This is a genomic window from Pseudomonas sp. GW821-FHT10B02 (genome assembly GCF_059415665.1).
Genome location: NZ_JBWKNR010000006.1, coordinates 253,345 through 274,536 on the forward strand (window position 1 = coordinate 253,345; position 21,192 = coordinate 274,536).

A 21,192-nucleotide genomic window follows, 5' to 3' on the forward strand; every position below is an offset into this window, starting at 1 on the left:
CATACCGTTTCAGCAAGTATTCTCGATTAGCCTGACATAAATGAGGCCATCCCCCGATGATCGCCCGACTGACCGGCACTGCACCGGCCACGCTGTACCCTGATTTTCTCGATGCCCTGCGCGCTGCCGGTTTCCGTGGCCAGCTCAGTGCCGACTACGCTACGCGCACCGTGCTGGCGACCGACAACTCGATCTACCAGCGCCTGCCGCAGGCGGCGGTGTTTCCCCAGGACGCCGAGGACGTTGCGCGCATTGCCGCGCTGATGGCCGAGCCGCGCTTCAACGCGGTCAAGCTGACCCCGCGAGGTGGCGGTACCGGTACCAACGGCCAGTCGCTGACCGACGGCATCGTTGTCGACCTGTCGCGACACATGAACAGCATCCTCGAAATCAACGTCGAAGAGCGCTGGGTGCGGGTCCAGGCCGGTGTGGTCAAGGACCAGCTCAACGCCGCGCTCAAGCCGCACGGGCTGTTTTTCGCCCCGGAACTCTCCACCTCCAACCGCGCTACCGTCGGCGGCATGATCAACACCGACGCCAGTGGCCAGGGCAGTTGCACCTACGGTAAAACCCGTGATCACGTGCTGGAGCTGCACAGCGTGCTGCTGGGTGGCCAGCGCCTGCACACCCGGCCGCTGGACGAGGCTGAACTGGAACAGGCCTGTGCCGAACCTGGCCGTGCCGGCGAGGTGTACCGCACTGCGCGGCAGATCCAGGAAACCCAGGCCGAGCTGATCGAGCAGATTTTCCCCAAGCTCAACCGCTGCCTGACCGGTTACGACCTGGCGCACCTGCGCGATGAGCAGGGCCGCTTCAACCTCAACAGCGTGCTGTGCGGCGCCGAGGGCTCGCTGGGTTATGTGATCGAGGCCAAGCTCAATGTGCTGCCGATCCCCAAGTATGCAGTACTGGTCAACGTCCGCTACACCAGCTTCATGGACGCCCTGCGTGACGCCAATGCACTGATGGCGCACAAGCCGCTGTCGATCGAGACTGTCGATTCCAAGGTGCTGATGCTGGCGATGAAAGACATCGTCTGGCACAGCGTCGCCGAATATTTCCCCGCCGATGCCGAGCGTCCGACCCTGGGCATCAACCTGGTGGAATTCTGTGGTGATGATCCGGCCGAAGTGAATGCGCGGGTGCAGGCCTTTGTCGCCCACCTGCAGGCCGACCAGGGTGTCGAGCGCCTGGGTCACACCCTGGCCGAAGGCGCCGAGGCGGTGACGCGGGTCTACACCATGCGTAAACGCTCGGTGGGCCTGCTTGGCAACGTCGAGGGCGAAGTGCGTCCGCAGCCGTTCGTGGAAGATACGGCGGTGCCGCCGGAGCAACTGGCGGATTACATCGCCGAGTTCCGCGCCCTGCTCGACGGCTATGGCCTGGCCTACGGCATGTTCGGTCACGTCGATGCCGGTGTGCTCCATGTGCGCCCGGCGCTGGACATGAAAGACCCGGCCCAGGCGGCGTTGGTCAAACCGATTTCCGATGCGGTGGCGGCGCTGACCCTACGCTATGGCGGCCTGCTCTGGGGTGAGCACGGCAAGGGCCTGCGCTCGGAATACGTGCCGGAGTACTTCGGTGAACTGTACCCGTCGCTGCAAGCGCTCAAGGGCGCCTTTGATCCGCACAACCAGCTCAACCCCGGCAAAATCTGCACCCCGCCGGACAGTGCCCAGGGCCTGATCAAGGTCAACGAAGCGCCGCTGCGTGGCGACTTCGACCGGCAGATCGACGAGCGCGTGTGGCAAAGCTTCGGCAGCGCCGTGCACTGCAACGGCAACGGCGCCTGCTACAACTACGATCCCAACGACGCCATGTGCCCGTCGTGGAAAGCCACCCGCGAACGCCAGCACTCGCCCAAGGGCCGCGCCTCGCTGATCCGCGAATGGTTGCGTTTGCAGGGCGCCGCCAACATCGATGTGCTGGCCACCGCCCAAGGCAAGTTGAACTGGCTCAAAGGCCTGCCGGCGCGTCTGCGCAACAACCTCTCGCGCAGCAAAGGCGAGGCGGATTTTTCCCATGAAGTCTACGACGCCATGGCCGGTTGCCTGGCCTGCAAATCCTGCGCGGGTCAGTGCCCGATCAAGGTCAACGTGCCGGAATTCCGCTCGCGCTTCCTGGAGCTGTACCACGGGCGTTACCAGCGACCGCTGCGTGACTACCTGATTGGCTCGCTGGAATTCAGCATCCCGTACCTGGCCCATGCGCCGGGGCTGTACAACGCGGTGATGGGTTCGAAGTGGGTCAGCAACCTGCTGGAGCGGCATGTCGGCATGCTCGACAGTCCGCTGATCAGCCGTTACAACCTGCAGGCCACCCTGACCCGTTGCAACGTGCGCATGGCCAGCATCCCGGCCCTGCGCGAACTGACCCCGGCCCAACGCGAACGCAGCATTGTCCTGGTCCAGGATGCCTTCACCCGCTATTTCGAAACCCCGGTGCTGGCGGCGTTCATTGATCTGGCTTACCGCCTTGGCCACCGCATCTACCTGGCGCCCTACAGCGCCAACGGCAAGCCGCTGCACGTCCAGGGGTTCCTTGGTGCCTTCAACAAGGCGGCCATCCGCAACGCGCGTCAGCTCAGTGCCCTGGCCGACTGCGGTGTGCCGCTGGTGGGCCTGGACCCGGCCATGACCCTGGTCTACCGCCAGGAGTACCAGAAGGTGCCGGGCCTAGGCGATTGCCCGAAAGTGTTGCTGCCACAGGAGTGGCTGATGGATGTGCTGCCCGAGCAGCCGACCCGGGCAACCACTACTTACCGGCTGATGGCGCACTGCACCGAGAAGACCAACGTCCCGGCCAGTACCCGCCAGTGGGAGCAGGTGTTCGCCCGTCTGGGCCTGAAGCTGTCCACCGAGGCCACCGGCTGCTGCGGCATGTCTGGCACCTACGGCCACGAAGCGCGCAACCAGGAAACCTCGAAGGTCATCTTCGAGCAATCCTGGGCGGGCAAGCTGGACAAGGAGGGTGAAGCGCTGGCCACCGGATACTCATGCCGTAGTCAGGTCAAGCGCCAGGCGGATCGCACCTTGCGCCATCCGCTGGAGGTGCTGTTGCAGCAGCTCAGCCGCTGAAACATCGGGGTCTCAAGCAGATTGGCGGAGCGGTCAAGGGTAAAAGAGCACCAGCCCGAACACTGCGAATACCACCAGATGCATGAGGCCCTGGATCGGTGAGGTTTTCTGGCTGTTGAAGCTCAGCATGGTCAGCACCACGGTGACGACGAAGAGCAGGATTTCGGTATTGGAAATGCCCATCACCACCTGCTTGTTGGTGACCATGCCGATCACCAGCACAGCCGGCACCGTGAGGCCGACGGTCGAAACGAATGCCCCCAGGCACAGGTTGATCGCGCGTTGCATTTCGTTGTTGATCGCCGCCTTCACCGCGGTAATCGATTCGGGGGTGAAGACAATGATTGCAATCAGCACACCGCCCACTGCGGTCGGTGCGCCGACTGCCTCGATGCCGTAGTCGGTCACCACCGCCAGGTAATGCGCCAGCAATACGATCGGCAGTATCAAACCGAGCAGCACCAGTGAACGTACCAGGATCTCTTTGCTGTCGAGTGGCGTCTGCTCGCTGCTGGCGGGGGCATCGCTGTGCGCTTCAGGCTGGGCGATGCTCATCTGGCCGGCTGGCGGCTGCATGAAGAAGCGTCGGTGGCTGCGCATCTGCATCCACAGGAACGCTGCGTACAGCACCAGGGTCAGCGCAGAGATGCCAACCGCCTGGGTGACGCTGAACTCGCCCGTGCTGGAGGTGTAGTTGGGGAGGATCAAGGCGACCGCGGTGAGCAGCACGATCATCGAAATGTACGCGTTGGCACCCTGGATATTGAACGCCTGCTCGCCATTGCGCACCGCGCCGGCGATCAGGCAGATACCGATGACCAGGTTCATGATGATCATCATCACGGCAAATATCGAGTCTCTGCCAATGGTCGGGAAATCACCTGGCCCCAGCAGGACCGAGGCGATAAGAATCACTTCGATCGACACAATCGACAGCGTCAGAATCAGTGTGCCGTAGGGTTCGCCAAGCTGTTGCGCCAGGTGGTCGGCCTCGTGCACTACGCCGAAAGACGCCATCAGGATGGTAAAGAACAGCAGCAGAAACACCCAGGTCGAGGTCAATGAATTCAAGGTGCTGCCCAGCAGCTCTGCGCCCACCAGCATGAACAGGCCTACCACCAGCCAGGCGCCGGCAAGCCTCATCCAGGTCGAAAGGGCAATCAGTGGAGGTTTTTTGATAGCGTCGCTTAGCAGGACGTCTTGGCTTGGTGCGATGTTCATGTTGTCAGTCTCCCCGTGAACACGATGGATGTTTTTCGTCTACGGCGTTCACCTGGCGCTTTTTCGCAACGCCGCCATTGAGGGCGCCCATCGAGCCTTCATAGACCAGCCCGAGCAACAGGATGGCGGCGAAGATAAACGCCCCGATGAACCCTGCCCAACCGGTTTCCCTGACCGACACGGCGTAGGCAAACAGGAACAGTGCTTCGGCCTCAAAGATCACAAAGAGAATCGCAACTAGATGGAATTTGGCCGATAGCCGCAGGCGGGCGTCACCGACGGGCAGCATGCCCGACTCGAAAGGTTGGTTCTTGCTCCGCCCCCAGGCCTTGCCGCCGAGAAATCTGGAAACGCCCAGCATCAGCAGGCAAAGGGTGACAACGCCGAGCAGAAAGACGCCGAACGCCCAGTTGTGCGAGATAGTGGCTGCAGTGTCTGTCATTGGTCAGCCCCGGTATGAATTTCCAGAGGGGAACTGGCTAACCACAGGCGCACGGCGCTGACGGGCAGTGTTGAATACGCTGCACGCGTGAAAAGGGAAGGGGGAGAGATGGAGGGTGCTGATAAGTCGGTCACAGCCTGCTTCCTTGGAAGTGCAGGGCCGTCCCCGATCGGTATTCGAGCCTGAGGTCGTCCTCAGGTGAGCGTGTCATGTAGCGGGTGAGACTGTACTGATTTTTGCCGCCGATGCCAACGCTCGTGTCCGTTTACCTTCAGTCGCGCCGCTCGGCCACCAGCAGCAGCGACTGCGGTACAAGGCTTTGCGGGTGCTGCGGCTCCTGCAGGCTGACCAGGCGAAAACCGGCCATGTCCAGCGCATTGAGCCAACTGGACAAGGTGCGCATGTACCACGGCATGGGTTGCCACTGGCCCTGGAAGTCGGCAAAGGTCTCCACGCGCCAACCATCCTGATAGTCGCCCGCCGCCGCAGTCCAGGGATGAAGGGTCTGGATCAGCAACGCACCGCCAGGAACGAGCAGGGCGTTCATCGCCGCGAGCAGCGGGATGATGTCCTGGTGCAGCAGGGCGAAGTTGGCGCAGATCAGGTCGTAATCGCTACCGATGTTTACCTGGGCCGCAGCCAACGCATCGTAACTGGCCTGATGCACCGGCGAACTGCCTGCTGCCCGCGCTGCTTCGACCAGGGTTGCGTCGCCATCCACCCCGACCGCCTTGATGCCCCGTTCGGCCAGGGCACGCAGCAGCCAGCCCTCACCACAGCCGAGGTCGAGCACATGCTCGGGCTGGCGGCCCAGCACGGCCAGGAGGATGGCCTGGTCGGTGACTTTCAGGCGGCTTTCGATGGCGCCGCTACGGATCGCTTCGATCCAGGCGCGGGCGTTGTGATGCCAGCTTTGCAGGAGGGTGGATTCGTGGCTGCTCATTGCTATATCCACTGTGGCGGGTCGCCTGCAAGGTTAGGCCAAATGTCGATGCGGCGGAGCTTGGTCCGCCATTCCCTCCCGCTCGTGTGACCACGTCAGGCGCGGTTAAGCATCAGCCCATGCAGCACCCCAAACCGCAACCCAGGCTCGGACGGCATCATTTCGGTGATGCCAAACGCCTTGAACGCCGCCAGCATGATCGCCAGGCCACCCGGCAACGCGCTTTGGCGATGAGGCTGCAAGCCACCCAGACGGGTGCAGTTAACGTGACCGGCCTCCAACAGCAGCACCGACAGGCGCAGCAGGCCGCGGTAGGTGATGCCACCTTCGCCGCAGTCGTTCAGGGCATTGGCCCTGAGCACTTTGGCCAGCATTCGCGCAGTACCGGAAGAGCCGATGGCCTGCTGCCAACCCAGGTGGCGATAACGCCGGGCGACTTTCTCGAACTGCAAGGTGGCGGTGCGCTCGGCGTCCAGCAGGGCCTGGGCGCGAACCACGCCGCCAGGGAAATAGCGCGTGCTCCAGATGCCACTGCCGATGTTCAGGCTTTCGGTCAACAGTGCCTGTTGGCCGCGGCCCAGAATCAATTCAGTGGAGCCGCCGCCGATATCCACCACCAGGCGTCGGGTATCGGCAGCAGGGATGCGATGGCTGACACCGGCATACACCAGCTGGGCTTCCTCCTGGCCGGAGATGACGTCGATGGGAAAACCCAGGTGGCGCTGGGCATCGCTCAGAAAAAATTTGGCATTGGCGGCTTCACGCACAGCGCTGGTGGCCACTGCGCGTACGCGTCCAGGCTCGAAGCCGCGCAGCTTTTTGCCAAAGCGGGCGAGCGCTTGCCAGCCTCGGTCCAGCGCCAGTTCGTCCAGGGCGCCATCGTGCAGACCTTCGGCCAGGCGAACCGGCTCGCGCAAGGATTTCACTTCTTCGATAACCCACTGGCGGTTCCGTTTGACCGGCTGGCCGATCATCATGCGAAACGCATTGGACCCCAGGTCAATCGCCGCAAACAGGGAGGTATCGCTTTTCATCGAGTGTTCCTTGCAGGTTCATCAGGCAACGCTCAAAAGCGTTTGCGATGATCTTGCCACTCGATCGATGACGCGAAGATGACAGCCAGTACCCGCACCTACGGCTTTTTTACAACGGCGAAATCGTCCCTAACGCGCCAATCCCAATAGCCAGCACCAGAAACCCAACGACGAAAAGCGCAAGCTTGCCCATATGAACTCCGAATTGAACAGGAAAGAGGCAACAGGCGCTGCAGATAACCCAGTCACCTGATCAGACACGCTGTGAAAGGTGTCTGTTAGGGCCTTCATTGTCCGAGTGTCAGGGTTTTCATTACAGATGCAGATGAAGCAGAAAAATACGGATCAGAATAAAAACGCCCCGACCTGAACATCCAGGGCGGGGCGTTTTTTGTGGCTGTGTCAGGCTGCGGCGTTGCTGTTACGCCAAGTCAAAACGGTCCAGGTTCATCACTTTGCTCCAGGCAGCAATGAAGTCCCTGACGAACTTGTCCTTGCCATCGTCGCTGGCATACACCTCAGCCAGCGCACGCAGTTGCGCATGCGAGCCGAACACCAGATCGACGCGGCTACCGGTCCACTTCAGCTCGCCGGTTTTGCGGTCGCGGGCTTCATAGCTGTCGTTGGCGCTGGAGGCCGGCTTCCATTCCACGCCCATGTCCAGCAGGTTCTGGAAGAAGTCGTTGGTCAACGCTCCTGGCCGTTTGGTGAACACACCTTGTGCGTTCTGCCCGACATTGTTGCCCAGCACCCGCAGGCCGCCGATCAACACGGTCATCTCCGGCGCGCTGAGGTTCAGCAGTTGCGCCTTGTCGACCAGCAGCGCCTCGGGTTTGGCCTTGGCCCCGGCTTTGATGAAGTTGCGAAAACCATCGGCAACCGGCTCGAGCAAACCGAAAGACTCCACATCGGTCTGTTCCTGCGAGGCGTCGGTACGGCCTGGGGAGAAGGGCACGGTGAGGTTGTGGCCAGCGTTTTTCGCCGCTTGCTCCACACCCGCGTTACCCGCCAGAACGATCAGGTCGGCGAGGGAGATTTTCTTGCCGCCGCCCTGGGCGTTGAAGTCGTTCTGGATGCCTTGCAGCTTGACGAGCACTGCGGCCAGCTGCGCCGGCTGGTTGGCTTCCCAGTCTTTCTGCGGTGCCAGGCGCAGGCGGCCACCGTTGGCGCCGCCGCGTTTGTCCGAACCGCGGAAACTTGCGGCAGCGGCCCAGGCGGTGGATACCAGTTGCGCCACCGACAGGCCCGAAGCCAGAACCTTGGCCTTGAGTGCGGCGACGTCGGCGTCGTTGACCAGGACGTGGTCGACTGCCGGAATCGGGTCTTGCCAGAGCAGTTCTTCACCGGGCATTTCCGGGCCGAGGTAGCGTGACAGCGGGCCCATGTCGCGATGAATGAGCTTGTACCAGGCGCGGGCGAAGGCGTCGGCCAGTTGCGCGGGGTTTTCCTTGAAGCGGCGGGCGATCGGCTCGTAGATCGGGTCGAAGCGCAGTGCCAGGTCCGAGGTCAGCATCCGCGGTTCCTGTTTTTTCGCCGGGTCGAAAGCGTGGGGGATGCGGTCGGCACCGGCACCGCCTTTTGGCCGCCACTGGTGGGCACCGGCCGGGCTCTTGGTCAGCTCCCAGTCGAAGCCGAAGAGGTTTTCCAGGTACTCGTTGCTCCATTTCGTGGGGGTCGAAGTCCAGGTCACTTCCAGGCCGCTGGTGATGGCGTCGGCGCCTTTGCCGCTGCCGAATTTGTTGCGCCAGCCCAGGCCCTGTTCCTCAAGGCCGGCGGCCTCGGGTTCAGGGCCGACGTTGTCGGCCGGGCCGGCACCGTGGGTCTTGCCGAAGGCGTGGCCGCCGGCGATCAGCGCCACGGTTTCTTCATCGTTCATGGCCATGCGGCCGAAGGTGTCGCGGATGTCCTTGGCGGAAGCGACCGGGTCGGGATTGCCTTCAGGGCCTTCGGGGTTTACGTAGATCAGGCCCATCTGTACTGCGGCCAACGGGTTATCGAGGTTGCGCTCGCCGGCTGGGAGGTTACGGCTTTGTTCCTCACCATGTTTGGAAGGTTCAGCCACCAGCGGTACGTCGCCTGGCGGTTGCGCTTTGCCATAGCGGATATCGCCACCCAGCCAGACGGTCTCGGCACCCCAGTTCACCGCTTCATCCGGCTCCCAGACATCGGCGCGGCCGCCGGAGAAGCCGAAGGTCTTGAAGCCCATGGATTCCAGGGCGACGTTGCCGGTCAGCACGATCAGGTCGGCCCAGGAAATGTTCTTGCCGTACTTCTGTTTGATCGGCCAGAGCAGGCGCCGGGCCTTGTCCAGGCTGACGTTGTCGGGCCAGCTGTTGAGCGGGGCGAAGCGCTGCTGGCCGGAACCGGCACCACCACGGCCATCACCGATGCGATAGGTGCCGGCGCTGTGCCAGGCCATGCGGATGAACAGCGGACCATAGTGGCCGAAGTCGGCAGGCCACCAGTCCTGGGAGTCAGTCATCAGCGCCCGCAGGTCTTGCTTGAGGGCGGCAAAATCCAGGCTCTTGTAGGCCTTGGCGTAATCGAAATCCTCGTCCATGGGATCGGAGAGGCACGAGTGCTGATGCAGGATTTTCAGGTTCAGCTGGTCGGGCCACCAGTCGCGGTTACTGGTACCACCGCCGGCAGCAGGATTGAACGGGCATTTTGACTCGTTTGACATGACTGTTTCACCTCTGGATGGACTCACCCCACAATCCGACCCGTTCTATCAACCGGGTAGAGATGAGTGAAATCAATGACATAGGTTCAAGGCCAGCGGTTCGATCAACGAATCGGGGATGGCCATCACGGACAGTTCAGCGTAGCGGCAATCTCGTTATCGGAAAGATGAATCACTGCGGGAAGGGCAGCTGTAGCCGCTTTGTTACCGCCTTCCCAGAAGCCATCCGGCCGGATCAGTGCAGCGATAAATATAGGCTAGACCTGGCGAAGAGCGAGGGCTAATAGCGGGAGTATTGGGGGTTGATAGAGTGACTCTCTCAGCTGGCCGGTGGGAGCGGGCATACCCCGCGATGCGAGGTGACTGACAAACCGCAATCGCGGGGCAAGTCCGCTCCTACCGTCAAGCCGTTGCCTCAAACGCGTCGTGGTACTTGACCACGCCGGTTGGTGCAACATCCCTGAAAGACAATGCCTGGAAGTACTCAGGGGGGACGCCGGGCAGCTCAAGGCCGGGGTACGTCTTGAAGCCGAAGCGCCCGTAGTAGCCTGGGTCGCCAAGCAGCACGCAGCCGGCACCGCCAAGACGCTGCAACTGCGCCAGCGCGGCGTTCATCAATGACGAACCAATGCCTTGACCCTGGCGCTCAGGGTGCACCGAAATCGGCCCCAGGCCGTACCAGCCGGTTGCCCCCGACGACACCGTAACGGGTGACAGGGCAACGTGACCGATGATTTCGCCATCTTCCACCGCCACCAACGAGACGCTCAGCTGATTGGCCTTGCGCAGGGCATTGACGATGAAATGCTCGGTGTGGCTTGAGTGCTCCTGATTTTTGAATGCGGCCTCGGTCAGGCGTGCAATGCTGTCGATGTCTGCAGGTTGTTCATTGCGAAGGGTGATGTTCATGTTGATCCTGGCTTTGCTGTCCTGGTCGATAGTCTTGCGCAACGCTTGGTAAAGCGCATCAGGTTGAACTACAAGGCAGTGAACGACAAGGCGGCTGTTACCTTGCGTCAACTCGGCAAACGACTGCCACTCTGCGCTGCCAGTCCCTGTAACATGCATCACCTTCCCACCACGCCCGAGTCTGAAAAATGGATGCTCACTCGATACTTGCTTATGTGCTGGTTGCAGCGATTGCCATCGCCAGTCCAGGTCCTGCCACGTTGATGGCGATCAACAACAGCCTGGCCTATGGTCCGCGTTCTGCACTGTGGTCTTCTCTGGGCAATGCGTGCGGACTGTTCTGCCTGTCGGCAGCGGCAATGCTGGGCCTGGGCGCTTTGCTCGCCAGTTCCGAGTGGATGTTCAACGTGGTGAAAATTGCCGGGGCCGGCTACCTGTTCTATCTGGGCGCCAAGCAGTTGTTCAAGAAGACGCCGATGCTTGCGGCCGATGGTCTGGCCGATCAGAAAGTCAGCAAACCATCGCGTCTGAAGCTGTTCAAATCGGCCTTCCTCACCGCAGCTACCAACCCCAAGGCGACGATGTTCTTTTCGGCACTGTTCCCGCAGTTCATTGACCAGAGCGCCGCATTGCTGCCGCAGTTTCTGCTGCTCACGTCGATCTTCATGGGCTTGTCGCTGACGTCCCTGAGCTTGTATGCCGCGTTGGCCTCGCGGGCCAAAGGCGTACTGAAACGGCCACGGTTTTCGCTGTGGGTGAGCAGGGCGGTAGGCTCGACGTTCATCTTCTTCGGGGCCGCCATTCTTACCATGCGCAGGCAAGGTGCATAGAGCGTCTGAGCATTTGCGCTCTGTTGATCGCCAGCTCGACGCGCTACCTCATCGCAACACGCGTCGATACTGCTGAACCGCAAACGCCCCTGCACACACTCCCCAGACCGCCCAGGCAACAGCCACCTGCCAATGAGTCATTACTCCCTGGGCGTCTCCCATAAAGAACACGGCAGCGATCAGGAACATCATCAATGAACCTGCCGCCAGCACTGTCCGCAAAATACCCATCATTGTTCGCCACCAGATTCCGGGTTCATACCGCCCTTCGATCCAGCGCGTCAGTACTGTCAGCCCCGCGAGAATCAACGCCGATAGCACCAGCAGAATAGGCACGCCAATGATTGCCATTGACGGCTCAAACTCTCCACCATCCTCGCCAGGGGTATAGAAACTGGCGGTCCAGATATTCCGGCACAGAGCCGAGATCAGGCAGATCGCCGCGATAGGGGCGACGGGGAATATCAGGCCGCTGAGCAGTTGTGTTCCAAGGCGCTTCACGAGGGTCTCCTGAGTTCGCTGCTTCAGGTAAGAAGTCAGCAGTTACATCCTGTGGGCATAATCTGATGTGTATTTGTCGTGAGGGCAACTCTCTGTGCATGGTGCAGGGATCGTGCAAAGCTGGAGAACACTGCTATTCCTATTGGTTGATGCCTTCGGATAGCCGTTGATGCTGGTCGTCGAACAGTTACACAAGTCGTTCACCACCGCCCAGGGCACGCTGCCGGTGCTGCAGGGCGTCGACTTGCGTCTGGCGCGGGGCAGCAGCCTGGCGTTGATGGGCGAGTCGGGCAGCGGTAAAAGTACCTTGCTGCACCTGCTCGCAGGGCTCGACCGCGCTGACAGCGGGCGCATCCTGATCGACGCCGAACCCCTCGACGCGCGTTCGGAGTCTGGCCTGGCGCGCTGGCGCCGGGAAGGCATCGGTCTGGTGTTCCAGCAGTACAACCTGATCAGCAGCCTGGATGTGGCAGCCAACCTGGCGTTTCAGGCACGGCTGGCCGGGCGCTTCGATCAGCAATGGCTGGACTGTCTATGCGAGCGCCTGGGGCTGGCGGATGTGTTGCAGCGCTACCCGGAGCAACTGTCCGGCGGCCAGCAACAGCGCGTCGCCATCGGCCGGGCACTGGCGGGGCGACCTGCGTTGCTGCTGGCCGATGAGCCCACCGGCAGCCTCGACGAGGCCAGTAGCGATCAAGTGTTGAGCCTGCTGCTGCAACTGGTTGCCGAGGCCGGCAGCAGCGTGCTGATGGTGACCCACAGCCAGCGCCTGGCTGCGCGCCTGCAGCAACGTTGCTTCCTGCATGCCGGCCGGGTGCAGGTCGAGACGGCTTGATGAACGCCTTGCTGATGACCTTGCAGGCGCTGCTGAGCCATTGGTGGCGCCATCGTTTGCAGTTCTTCAGCCTGTTTACCGGATTGTGGCTGGCCACTGCGCTGTGGACCGGAGTCCAGGCCTTGAACAGCCAGGCACGCAATGACTACGCCCGTGCCAGTGCGCTGTTGACCGGCCCTGTGCAGGCGCAACTGGTGGCCCGCGATGCAGAGCGATTCGAGCAGTCGTTGTACCTGCAACTGCGCCAGTCGGGCTGGTCGGTATCCCCGGTCGTGGAAGGGCGCGTGCGTTTTGCCGGTGAGCGGCCGCTGACGGTGCGCCTGATCGGCATCGAACCGTTGAGCCTGCCAGCGGCAGCGAGCGTCGCCGGCACGCCGATGCAAGACTTCGACCTGCAGGCGTTCATCGGCACTCCGGGGCAAGCCTGGGTTGGTCCGGACACCCTGCAGCAACTGGGTATGCAAGCGGCGGATCAAGCACTCAGCAGTGACGGCCAGATGTTGCCCCCTTTCGTCCTCAAGCCACAGCTGGCACCGGGCGTGATCATCGTCGACATCGGTCATGCCCAGGCCTTGCTGCAAGTGCCGGGGCAGCTATCGCGGTTGCTGCTGGCGGATGACAAGGCGCCATTGCCCGCGGCCATTGCTGCCCGCCTCAAACTGCAACCAGCCGGCGACGATGGTGGCCTACAACGTCTGACCGAGAGCTTTCACCTCAATCTCACCGCGCTCGGCCTGCTGGCCTTTGTCGTCGGGCTGTTTATCGCTCACGCCGCCATCGGCCTGGCGCTTGAACAGCGTCGTGGTCTGATTCGCACCCTGCGTGCCTGCGGCATCAGCTTGAACTTGGTGTTGGTCGGCCTGACGCTGGAACTGGGTGTGTTCGCGGTGCTCGGCGGTTTGGCCGGGGTCGCCAGCGGCTATGTGCTGGCCGCCTTGCTGTTGCCCGATTTCGCCGCCAGCTTGCGCGGTTTATATGGCGCCCAGGTCGCCGGGCAACTGAGTCTGCCGACCTGGTGGTGGTTGGCCGGGGTGCTGGTGAGCGTGTGCGGCGCGCTGATCGCCGGGTTGAGCAGTGTTTTGCGCGCAGCCCGCCTGCCACTGCTGGTGCTGGCGCAACCTCAGGCCTGGCGGTTGGCCCAGGGCCCGTGGCTGCGACGTCAGGCCATTGCAGCAGGGCTGTTGCTACTGGTGGCGCTCGGCTGTTGGCACTACGGGGCCAGCCTGCCCAGTGCATTCATCCTGCTTGCGGCGCTGCTGCTGGCTTTTGCGCTGCTGTTGCCGACGTTGCTCGATGGCGCGTTAGCCTGGCTGGCACGCTTCTGTCGGCGACCATTGGCGCAGTGGTTCATCGCCGACAGCCGCCAGCAATTGCCCGCATTGAGCCTGGCGCTGATGGCCTTGCTGCTGGCGCTGGCTGCCAGTGTCGGCGTGGGCAGCATGACCGAGGGCTTTCGCAAGACCTTTAGCGGCTGGCTCGATCAGCGCCTGGCCGCCGATCTCTATGTCACCCCCCGGGATAACGCGCAGGCTGCGCAGATCAGCGAATGGCTCGGCGAACAGCCGGGAATCAGCGCGGTGCTGCCCAGCTGGCGCCTTGAGCTACGCCTGCAGGAGTGGCCGGTACAAGTCCAGGGCATCATCGATCACCCCGGCTATCGCACACGCTGGCCGTTGCTGGAACACAGCGCGCGGGTCTGGGAGCAACTGGCGAGCGGTCGCGCAGTCATGCTCAGTGAACAGTTGGCGCGGCGTTTGCGCGTGCAGTTGGGCGACAGTCTTCAACTGCCGGTGGAGCCTGCACAAGCCATGACCGTGGTCGGCATCTACGCTGACTATGGCAATCCCAAAGGCCATCTGCTGGTCAATGCCGACTGGCTGCGCAGGCATCGGCCTGAGGCGAGCCTGAACAATATCAGCCTGAACCTGGTTGCCGAGCGTGTCCCGGTGCTCAAGGCCGAGCTGCAACAACGCTTTGCCCTGGACGACAGCCGCGTGGTCGAGCAAGCCACCTTGAAGCGCTGGTCGACTGAAGTTTTCAGTCGCACCTTTGCCGCTACGTCCGCGCTCAACAGCCTGACCCTCGGTGTCGCTGGCATCGCGCTGTTCATCAGTCTGCTGAGCTTGAGCCAGAGTCGCCTCGGCCAACTGGCGCCGCTCTGGGCGCTGGGTGTGCAGCGCAGGCAACTGGTGTGGCTGTCGCTCGGTCAAACCCTGATGTTGAGCTGCCTCACCGTGCTGCTGGCGATACCCCTGGGCTTGCTGCTCGCCTGGTGTCTGGTGGCGGTGGTCAACGTCCAGGCGTTTGGCTGGCGCTTGCCGCTGCATGTGTTTCCCGGGCAACTGCTGCAACTGGCCATGCTAGGTCTGTTGACCAGTCTGCTGGCCAGTGCCTGGCCGCTATGGCAATTGGCACGGCGCCAGCCGAGCGAGTTATTGAGGCAATTTGCCGATGAAGCCTGAAGCCTGGGGGTTGATTGTCTTGTTGCTGCTGAGCGGTTGCGATCAGCCTGAGCCAGCAGACAAAAGTTTTGCCGGCTTGGGTCAGGAGGCGGACGCCTTCAGGCAGGTGACGCGCAATCATGTACTGGAGTTTCCTCGCGATCACGCTGCGCACAATGGCTTTCGCATCGAGTGGTGGTACGTCACCGCCAATCTCAAGGACGCTCAGGGGCGTGAGTGGGGGGCACAGTGGACCTTGTTCCGCTCGGCCCTGCGCACCGGCGCGGAAACTGCCGACTGGAGCAGCCCCAACCTGTGGATGGGGCATGCGGCGCTGACCGGCCCTGGTGGCCATCAATCCAGCGAAACCCTGGCGCGCGGCGGCATCGGCCAGGCGGGTGTTGCCAGCCAGCCGTTCCGGGCCTGGATAAATGACTGGTCGCTGCAGGGTAGCGATGACATCGGGCAATTGCAGATGGTCGCCCGCGGCGAAGGTTTTGCTTACCGCTTGAACCTGCTGAGCACGGGGCCGCTGGTGCTGCATGGCGCACAGGGCTACAGCGAAAAATCCGGCAAGGGTCAGGCGTCTTACTACTACAGCCAACCGTTCTACCAGGTCAGTGGCGAGGTCGAGCGCGAAGGCCAGCGCGTTGCGGTCACCGGCAACGCCTGGCTTGATCGGGAATGGAGCAGCCAGCCGCTGGCGGCCGGACAATCGGGGTGGGACTGGTTTTCCCTGCACCTGGACAGCGGCGCGAAACTGATGCTGTTTCGCGTGCGTGAGGCTGCGGGCACGCCCTACCGGGCAGGCACCTGGATCAGCGCACAAGGGCAGACCCAGGTGCTGCAAGGCGAACAGATCCAGCTCCAGGCCCTGGCCTGGTCAAAGCAGGACAACGGCGTTGAAATGCCCACTCGCTGGCGGGTGCAGGTGCCGAGCCAGGGTGTTGATCTACAGGTTGATGCGCTGGAACCGAAAGCCTGGATGCACACCAGCTTCCCGTATTGGGAAGGGCCGGTGCGCATCAGCGGCAGTGTGGGCGGCAGGGGCTATCTCGAAATGACCGGCTACTAGCTGTAATGCGCCTTCTCGGTGGTATCTCACCTCACGCCAACAGCGAAACTGCCTTGAGCAGATCGTGCAGTCCTTCCGGAACCAGCGGTGATGTATCCGTGAAGCTTGAACTATCACGCCATGTGGCCTTGAACGCTGCGCCATCGCTTTCGTGACCAATCAGGCAGGGTTGTTGGTAAAGGCTCATGTCGCTGAATTTAGCGTCATAGACCTGGACAATCTCGTGCCCTGGTTTGCCGGCATAGGTAAAGATGCTCTCCAGAGTGCCAAGCAGACGCACATCGCTGATCGACTGGTTCAGTTCTTCCTGCACTTCTCTGGCAATGGCATCAACGCTGCGCTCACCGAAATCGATGCCACCGCCGATGGGGCGAAACAGGGTCTGATCAGATTCAGCGTCGTAAAACTGGTTAACCAGAATCTTTCCCTGGTGATGAAAGACGCACAGAGCGAGAGCGCGAATGCGGTGCTCGGACACGAGTCAAATTCCTTTTGTGAGTGAGTGGGCGCGCGACGATACGTTTGTGCTCGTGTTCAGGCAAATTTCTCAACGCGCACCGACGGTCCTGTACTGCGCAAAAACCGGCATTGCGAGGAACAAGATAACGGACGTAATTTATTACGGCGAGCGAGGGAGAGGTCCTGATGACCCTCCGATGGATTGCCTGGGAGCCGAGACATGCGCGAACCAATCTATCTGCAAGACCTGGCGGTGGGCGATACCTTCAGCAGTGATCAGCATCTTCTGGATGCCGAACAGATCATCCGCTTTGCCAGCGAATACGATCCGCAGCCGTTTCACCTGGATGAGCATCTGGCGCAGGACAGTTTTTTCCAGGGGCTGGCTGCGAGCGGTTGGCAGACCAGCGCCATCACCATGAAGCTATTGGTGGGTAGCCTTGCGTTCGCCGGGGGTGTAATTGGTGCGAATGCCGAAGTGACCTGGCCACAGCCAACCCGCCCCGGCGATATACTGCGTGTCCAGAGCACGGTCGTTAGCGTTGCACCTTCCCGATCCCGGCCAGACCGGGGGACGGTGGTGCTCGAGAGCATCACCTCGAATCAGCGCGGTGAGACGTTGCAGCGCATGACCAGCAGGATTCTGTGCTTCAAGCGCGAGGAGTAAGCCAGCCCAGTGTCAAGCACCGGGCTGGCCGAGTGTGCGCTACTGGCTGTGGATTCAAGCGCTCGACACTACTCCAGCCTACAGCGACACCAGCACATCACACTGGGATTCGTTGAGCACATGCTTGGTAACGCTGCCGATCAACAGTTCTTCCAGAGCGCTTTCACCCTGCTTGCCGATCACGATCAGGTCGCAGTCCAGCTCCTGTTCCTGCTCAACGATCCGCCAGGCGGCATCACCGTGCACCACGATTTGCCGGGCATTGCTCAGCCCGGCGGCTTCGCTCAATGCCGCGAGTTGTTGCACGGCGTCTTTCCTGATGACATTGCGGTAGTGATTGAGGGTCTCCTGGTCAATGTGGGCGAAGCGCATGCTGCCCTCGAAGGGGGCTTCGTACACGTGCAGGAGAATGATCTCGGCCTGCGGCGCAACAGCCTTTGCCAGTGCGATGGAACGCAGCGATGCAGGCGAAAAATCAACCGGGACGAGCAAGGTACGGTAGGCATCGCGAGGTGCGTGCTTGACCACCAGCAAAGGGCAGGGCATGCGGCTGAGCATTCTTTGCACGGTAGAGCCGAGCAGCAGGCGACGGGCCAGGCTTTGGCCCTTCGCCCCGCAGACCAACAGGTTGCTGTGTTTGTCCTGCACCACCCGGGTGATTTCCGTGACAACCGAGCCGGGCGCTACCTGTACACCAGCGCTGGTGTCATAGCGCTGGAAGAGCATGTCGGCCAGTTCATGAGTTTTTTCTCTTGCAGTCTCCAGCACGTCTTTCAACAGGTCTTCATCCGGTACCACCAGATGCTTGAGGCGCTCGAAGGGGGCTGGATTGGCGACGTAGAGCAGATCCAGCGATGCGTGCTGCTCCTTGCTCAACAGTGCGGCCCGCTCTGCTGCGTTGCGGGCAGCGCTGGACAGGTCGGTGGCAACCAGTACGTGGTTCAACGAGGTCATATCGTTTTCCTTATGCAATGCTGTGCACATGAATCTTAGGCGTTGGCCTGTTATCGATCCGTTCCCTGCTTGCAGCCATCCTCTCGCGAACCACGTCCGGCGTTTTGATTTGCGTCAAATACAGTGGTTATAGCATCCGCTGGCCACGGTTGCGGGCAGCGCGCTTGATTCGACCATCTCCGGCGCTGTTGCCGTGAAGTTTAAAGTTGCCAATTTTTATTTCTAATTTGGTATCTATTTGTTTTGGGTAAAATATTGCAAGTGTAAGAATACTCAACTAGTGCATTGATCCTGTCGGTCATGCCGATCGTAATCGCTAGCTGAATACTCGCATCAGCTGGCAGCTGTTGCGTTTACGCCTGACGTAAGGCTTACCTGCGCATTGCCCTCAGTACCCACTGCCTGAAACCCGCCTGAACAAAGGCTTTGGCGTGGATCTGCCGCCAGCCGCAGTGCTGGCGGCACTGCGGCGACCTGGAACCGGTCAGCGGCCATTGCTGAAAGCACAAGACTTTCGCCTGAAAAACCGGATAATGGCGGCCAAATCGTTTTGCACGTTATTATGGTGTTCCCGCATGGAAATCAAGGTCAACTTTCTCGACAATCTTCGGCTTGAAGCCAAGTTTGATGACTTCACCGTGGTCGCCGATCAGCCTATCCGCTATAAAGGCGATGGTTCGGCACCGGGTCCGTTCGATTATTTTCTGGCGTCGTCGGCGTTGTGTGCGGCTTACTTTGTGAAGTTGTACTGCCAAACGCGCGATATTCCCACCGATAATATTCGCCTGTCGCAAAACAATATTGTTGATCCGGAAAACCGTTACAACCAGATCTTCAAGATCCAGGTCGAGCTGCCAGCCGATATCTCCGCCAAGGATCGCCAGGGCATTTTGCGTTCCATCGACCGTTGTACGGTGAAGAAGGTGGTGCAGACCGGCCCTGAGTTTGTGATCGAGGAAGTCGACAGCCTTGACGCCAATGCCCAGGCATTGCTGATGCTGGACCCGGCGTCCGACGCCAGCACCTATATCGTCGGCAAGGATCTGCCGCTGGAGCAGACCATCGCCAACATGTCGGGGATTCTCGCCGGCCTGGGCATGAAGATCGAAATCGCCTCGTGGCGCAACATTGTCCCCAACGTCTGGTCGCTGCATATCCGCGATGCGCAGTCGCCGATGTGTTTTACCAACGGCAAGGGCGCGACCAAAGAAAGCGCCCTGGCTTCGGCGCTGGGCGAATTCATCGAACGCCTGAACTGCAACTTCTTCTACAACGATCAGTTCTGGGGCGAAGAGATCGCCAACGCGGCGTTCGTGCATTACCCGGACGAGCGCTGGTTCAAACCTGGCCGCAAAGATGCGCTGCCGGCGGAAATCCTCGACGGCTACTGCCTGGAAATCTACAACCCCGATGGCGAGCTGCGCGGCTCGCATCTGTACGACACCAACTCCGGCAATGAAGCGCGCGGCATCTGTTCGCTGCCTTTTGTGCGCCAGTCGGACGGCGAGGTGGTGTATTTCCCCTCCAACCTGATCGAAAACCTGTACCTGAGCAACGGCATGAGCGCTGGTAACACGCTGGCCGAAGCGCAGGTGCAATGCCTGTCGGAAATCTTCGAACGCGCGGTCAAACGCGAAATTCTGGAAGGTGAACTGGCACTGCCGGATGTGCCGCAGGAAGTGCTGGCCAAGTACCCGGCGATCCTCGCCGGCATTCAGGGCCTGGAAGAGCAGGGCTTCCCGGTGCTGGTGAAGGATGCGTCGCTGGGCGGGGAATTCCCGGTGATGTGCGTCACCTTGATGAACCCGCGTACCGGCGGCGTATTTGCCTCGTTCGGCGCGCACCCAAGCTTTGAAGTGGCGCTGGAGCGCAGCCTGACGGAACTGCTCCAGGGCCGCAGCTTCGAAGGCCTGAACGATCTGCCGCAGCCGACGTTCGAAAGCCACGCGCTGACTGAGCCGAACAACTTTGTTGAACACTTCATCGATTCCAGCGGTGTCGTATCGTGGCGCTTCTTCAGTGCCAAAGCCGACTTCGAATTCGTTGAGTGGGACTTCTCCGGCCAGGGTGAAAACTCCAACGCTGAAGAAGCCGCGACCTTGTTCGGCATTCTCGAAAGCATGGGCAAAGAAGCGTACATGGCGGTGTACGAGCACCTCGGTGCAACCGCCTGCCGCATTCTCGTGCCGGGCTATTCGGAAATTTACCCGGTCGACGACCTGATCTGGGACAACACCAACAAAGCCCTGTTTTTCCGCGAAGACATTCTCAACCTGCATCGCCTGGACGAGAGCGAGCTGCGCGCACTGGTTGAGCGTCTGGAAGAAAGCGAGCTGGATGACTACACCGACATCACCACACTGATCGGCATCGAGTTCGATGACAACACGGTCTGGGGTCAGTTGACGATTCTGGAGTTGAAGCTGCTGATCCATCTCGCCTTGCAGCAGTTCGAAGAGGCCAAGGAACTGGTGGAAACCTTCCTGCAGTTCAACGACAACACTGTCGAGCGTGGGCTGTTCTATCAGGCCCTGAACGTGGTGCTGGAAGTGCAGCTCGACGACGACCTGGAGCTGGACGACTACGCGTTCAACTTCCGCCGGATGTTTGGCGACGAGCGGATGGACGCGGTGATCGGCTCGGTGGACGGCAGCGTGCGCTTCTATGGCTTGACGCCTACGAGCATGAAGCTGGAAGGGCTCGACAGGCACCTGCGGTTGATCGACAGCTATAAAAAGTTGCACGCGGCGCGGGCCAAAACATTGGTTTGATTCCGCTAACTGCACTGACAAAAAAGCACCTTGGGTGCTTTTTTTGGTTCTTCACGCAATCCCGGGGAGCATGATCTTGAGGCTGGGCTGGGCTGGGCTGGGCTGGGCTGGGCCGGGCCGGGCTTCGGATGCGGGGATCCATTCCCTGCGGCGCCGCTGATGGCCCCTTCCGCCTTTACGGCGGCCTACTTTTTTCTTGGAAAAAGTAGGCAAAACCGCCTGCTCCTACATACGGCCCTACGCTGCGCTCCGGGTCCCTTCGCTCCGGTGTCCTCCAGGGGCATCGCGGCCTACGACTTGCTGCGCCAAGTCTACGGCTCGCGAACTTCGGCTAAGGCCGAAGGGTGCTG

At 61.2% G+C, this 21,192-nt stretch carries 16 protein-coding genes; 7 read left to right on the top strand and 9 right to left on the bottom strand.

Translation table 11 applies throughout. The annotated features are described in order from the left end of the window. The first annotated feature begins 56 nt into the window (after positions 1 to 56). On the top strand, positions 57 to 3,077 hold the full coding sequence (gene ydiJ, locus AC07OF_RS12060) for a D-2-hydroxyglutarate dehydrogenase YdiJ (protein ID WP_495072919.1): 3,021 nt from the start codon (positions 57 to 59) through the stop codon (positions 3,075 to 3,077). Between the two features lie 33 nt (positions 3,078 to 3,110). On the opposite strand, the gene AC07OF_RS12065 is transcribed toward ydiJ, so the two are convergent. The 6 genes from AC07OF_RS12065 to AC07OF_RS12090 form a co-directional block, all read right to left on the bottom strand. Further along, a complete protein-coding gene (locus tag AC07OF_RS12065) occupies positions 3,111 to 4,298 on the bottom strand; it encodes a calcium:cation antiporter (protein ID WP_157191923.1) in 1,188 nt (395 codons plus the stop codon). Between the two features lie 4 nt (positions 4,299 to 4,302). Continuing rightward, on the bottom strand, positions 4,303 to 4,740 hold the full coding sequence (gene ndhC, locus AC07OF_RS12070) for an NADH-quinone oxidoreductase subunit A (RefSeq protein ID WP_038609304.1): 438 nt from the start codon (positions 4,738 to 4,740) through the stop codon (positions 4,303 to 4,305). Positions 4,741 to 5,011: 271 nt separating this feature from the next. Beyond that, positions 5,012 to 5,683: a class I SAM-dependent methyltransferase gene (locus AC07OF_RS12075; protein WP_191833767.1), complete on the bottom strand. Its 672-nt coding sequence runs from the start codon at positions 5,681 to 5,683 to the stop codon at positions 5,012 to 5,014. Positions 5,684 to 5,778: 95 nt separating this feature from the next. Beyond that, the gene (locus tag AC07OF_RS12080; RefSeq protein WP_495072920.1) at positions 5,779 to 6,717 is read right to left on the bottom strand and encodes a Ppx/GppA phosphatase family protein; all 939 of its coding nucleotides are present in this window, start codon (positions 6,715 to 6,717) and stop codon (positions 5,779 to 5,781) included. A gap of 421 nt (positions 6,718 to 7,138) precedes the next feature. Beyond that, on the bottom strand, positions 7,139 to 9,400 hold the full coding sequence (gene katG / locus AC07OF_RS12085; RefSeq protein ID WP_495072921.1) for a catalase/peroxidase HPI: 2,262 nt from the start codon (positions 9,398 to 9,400) through the stop codon (positions 7,139 to 7,141). Between the two features lie 402 nt (positions 9,401 to 9,802). Continuing rightward, positions 9,803 to 10,309, bottom strand: coding sequence for a GNAT family N-acetyltransferase (locus AC07OF_RS12090; protein ID WP_495072922.1), 507 nt, complete (start codon positions 10,307 to 10,309; stop codon positions 9,803 to 9,805). A gap of 188 nt (positions 10,310 to 10,497) precedes the next feature. On the opposite strand from AC07OF_RS12090, the gene AC07OF_RS12095 reads away from it, so the two are divergent. Continuing rightward, positions 10,498 to 11,139, top strand: coding sequence for a LysE family translocator (locus AC07OF_RS12095; RefSeq protein ID WP_157191928.1), 642 nt, complete (start codon positions 10,498 to 10,500; stop codon positions 11,137 to 11,139). A 48-nt stretch (positions 11,140 to 11,187) separates the two neighbouring features. Here the strand turns inward: AC07OF_RS12095 and AC07OF_RS12100 are convergent, their stop codons facing one another. Continuing rightward, a complete protein-coding gene (locus AC07OF_RS12100; RefSeq protein WP_157191929.1) occupies positions 11,188 to 11,640 on the bottom strand; it encodes a hypothetical protein in 453 nt (150 codons plus the stop codon). A gap of 169 nt (positions 11,641 to 11,809) precedes the next feature. Here AC07OF_RS12100 and AC07OF_RS12105 point away from each other — a divergent pair, with 169 nt between their 5' ends. Genes AC07OF_RS12105 through AC07OF_RS12115 form a run of 3 tightly spaced genes read left to right on the top strand, consistent with a single transcriptional unit; the run spans position 11,810 to position 15,991 of the window. Continuing rightward, complete coding sequence (locus tag AC07OF_RS12105; protein ID WP_157191930.1) at positions 11,810 to 12,475, top strand: ABC transporter ATP-binding protein; 666 nt, start codon at positions 11,810 to 11,812, stop codon at positions 12,473 to 12,475. Then, on the top strand, positions 12,475 to 14,937 hold the full coding sequence (locus AC07OF_RS12110; RefSeq protein WP_495072923.1) for an ABC transporter permease: 2,463 nt from the start codon (positions 12,475 to 12,477) through the stop codon (positions 14,935 to 14,937). Before AC07OF_RS12105 ends, AC07OF_RS12110 begins: the two co-directional genes overlap by 1 nt. Further along, positions 14,927 to 15,991 carry a lipocalin-like domain-containing protein gene (locus AC07OF_RS12115; RefSeq protein ID WP_476445556.1) on the top strand — a complete coding sequence of 355 codons (1,065 nt, stop codon included), beginning with the start codon at positions 14,927 to 14,929 and terminating at the stop codon, positions 15,989 to 15,991. The genes AC07OF_RS12110 and AC07OF_RS12115 overlap by 11 nt, the downstream gene beginning before the upstream one ends. Positions 15,992 to 16,022: 31 nt before the next feature. On the opposite strand, the gene AC07OF_RS12120 is transcribed toward AC07OF_RS12115, so the two are convergent. Beyond that, the gene (locus tag AC07OF_RS12120) at positions 16,023 to 16,469 is read right to left on the bottom strand and encodes an NUDIX hydrolase (protein WP_157191933.1); all 447 of its coding nucleotides are present in this window, start codon (positions 16,467 to 16,469) and stop codon (positions 16,023 to 16,025) included. A gap of 201 nt (positions 16,470 to 16,670) precedes the next feature. On the opposite strand from AC07OF_RS12120, the gene AC07OF_RS12125 reads away from it, so the two are divergent. After that, complete coding sequence (locus AC07OF_RS12125; RefSeq protein ID WP_157191934.1) at positions 16,671 to 17,117, top strand: MaoC family dehydratase; 447 nt, start codon at positions 16,671 to 16,673, stop codon at positions 17,115 to 17,117. 78 nt (positions 17,118 to 17,195) lie between these two features. On the opposite strand, the gene AC07OF_RS12130 is transcribed toward AC07OF_RS12125, so the two are convergent. After that, the gene (locus AC07OF_RS12130; protein WP_157191935.1) at positions 17,196 to 18,071 is read right to left on the bottom strand and encodes a universal stress protein; all 876 of its coding nucleotides are present in this window, start codon (positions 18,069 to 18,071) and stop codon (positions 17,196 to 17,198) included. 575 nt (positions 18,072 to 18,646) lie between these two features. Here AC07OF_RS12130 and AC07OF_RS12135 point away from each other — a divergent pair. Continuing rightward, a complete protein-coding gene (locus AC07OF_RS12135; RefSeq protein WP_157191936.1) occupies positions 18,647 to 20,842 on the top strand; it encodes an OsmC domain/YcaO domain-containing protein in 2,196 nt (731 codons plus the stop codon). Positions 20,843 to 21,192 lie beyond the last annotated feature (350 nt).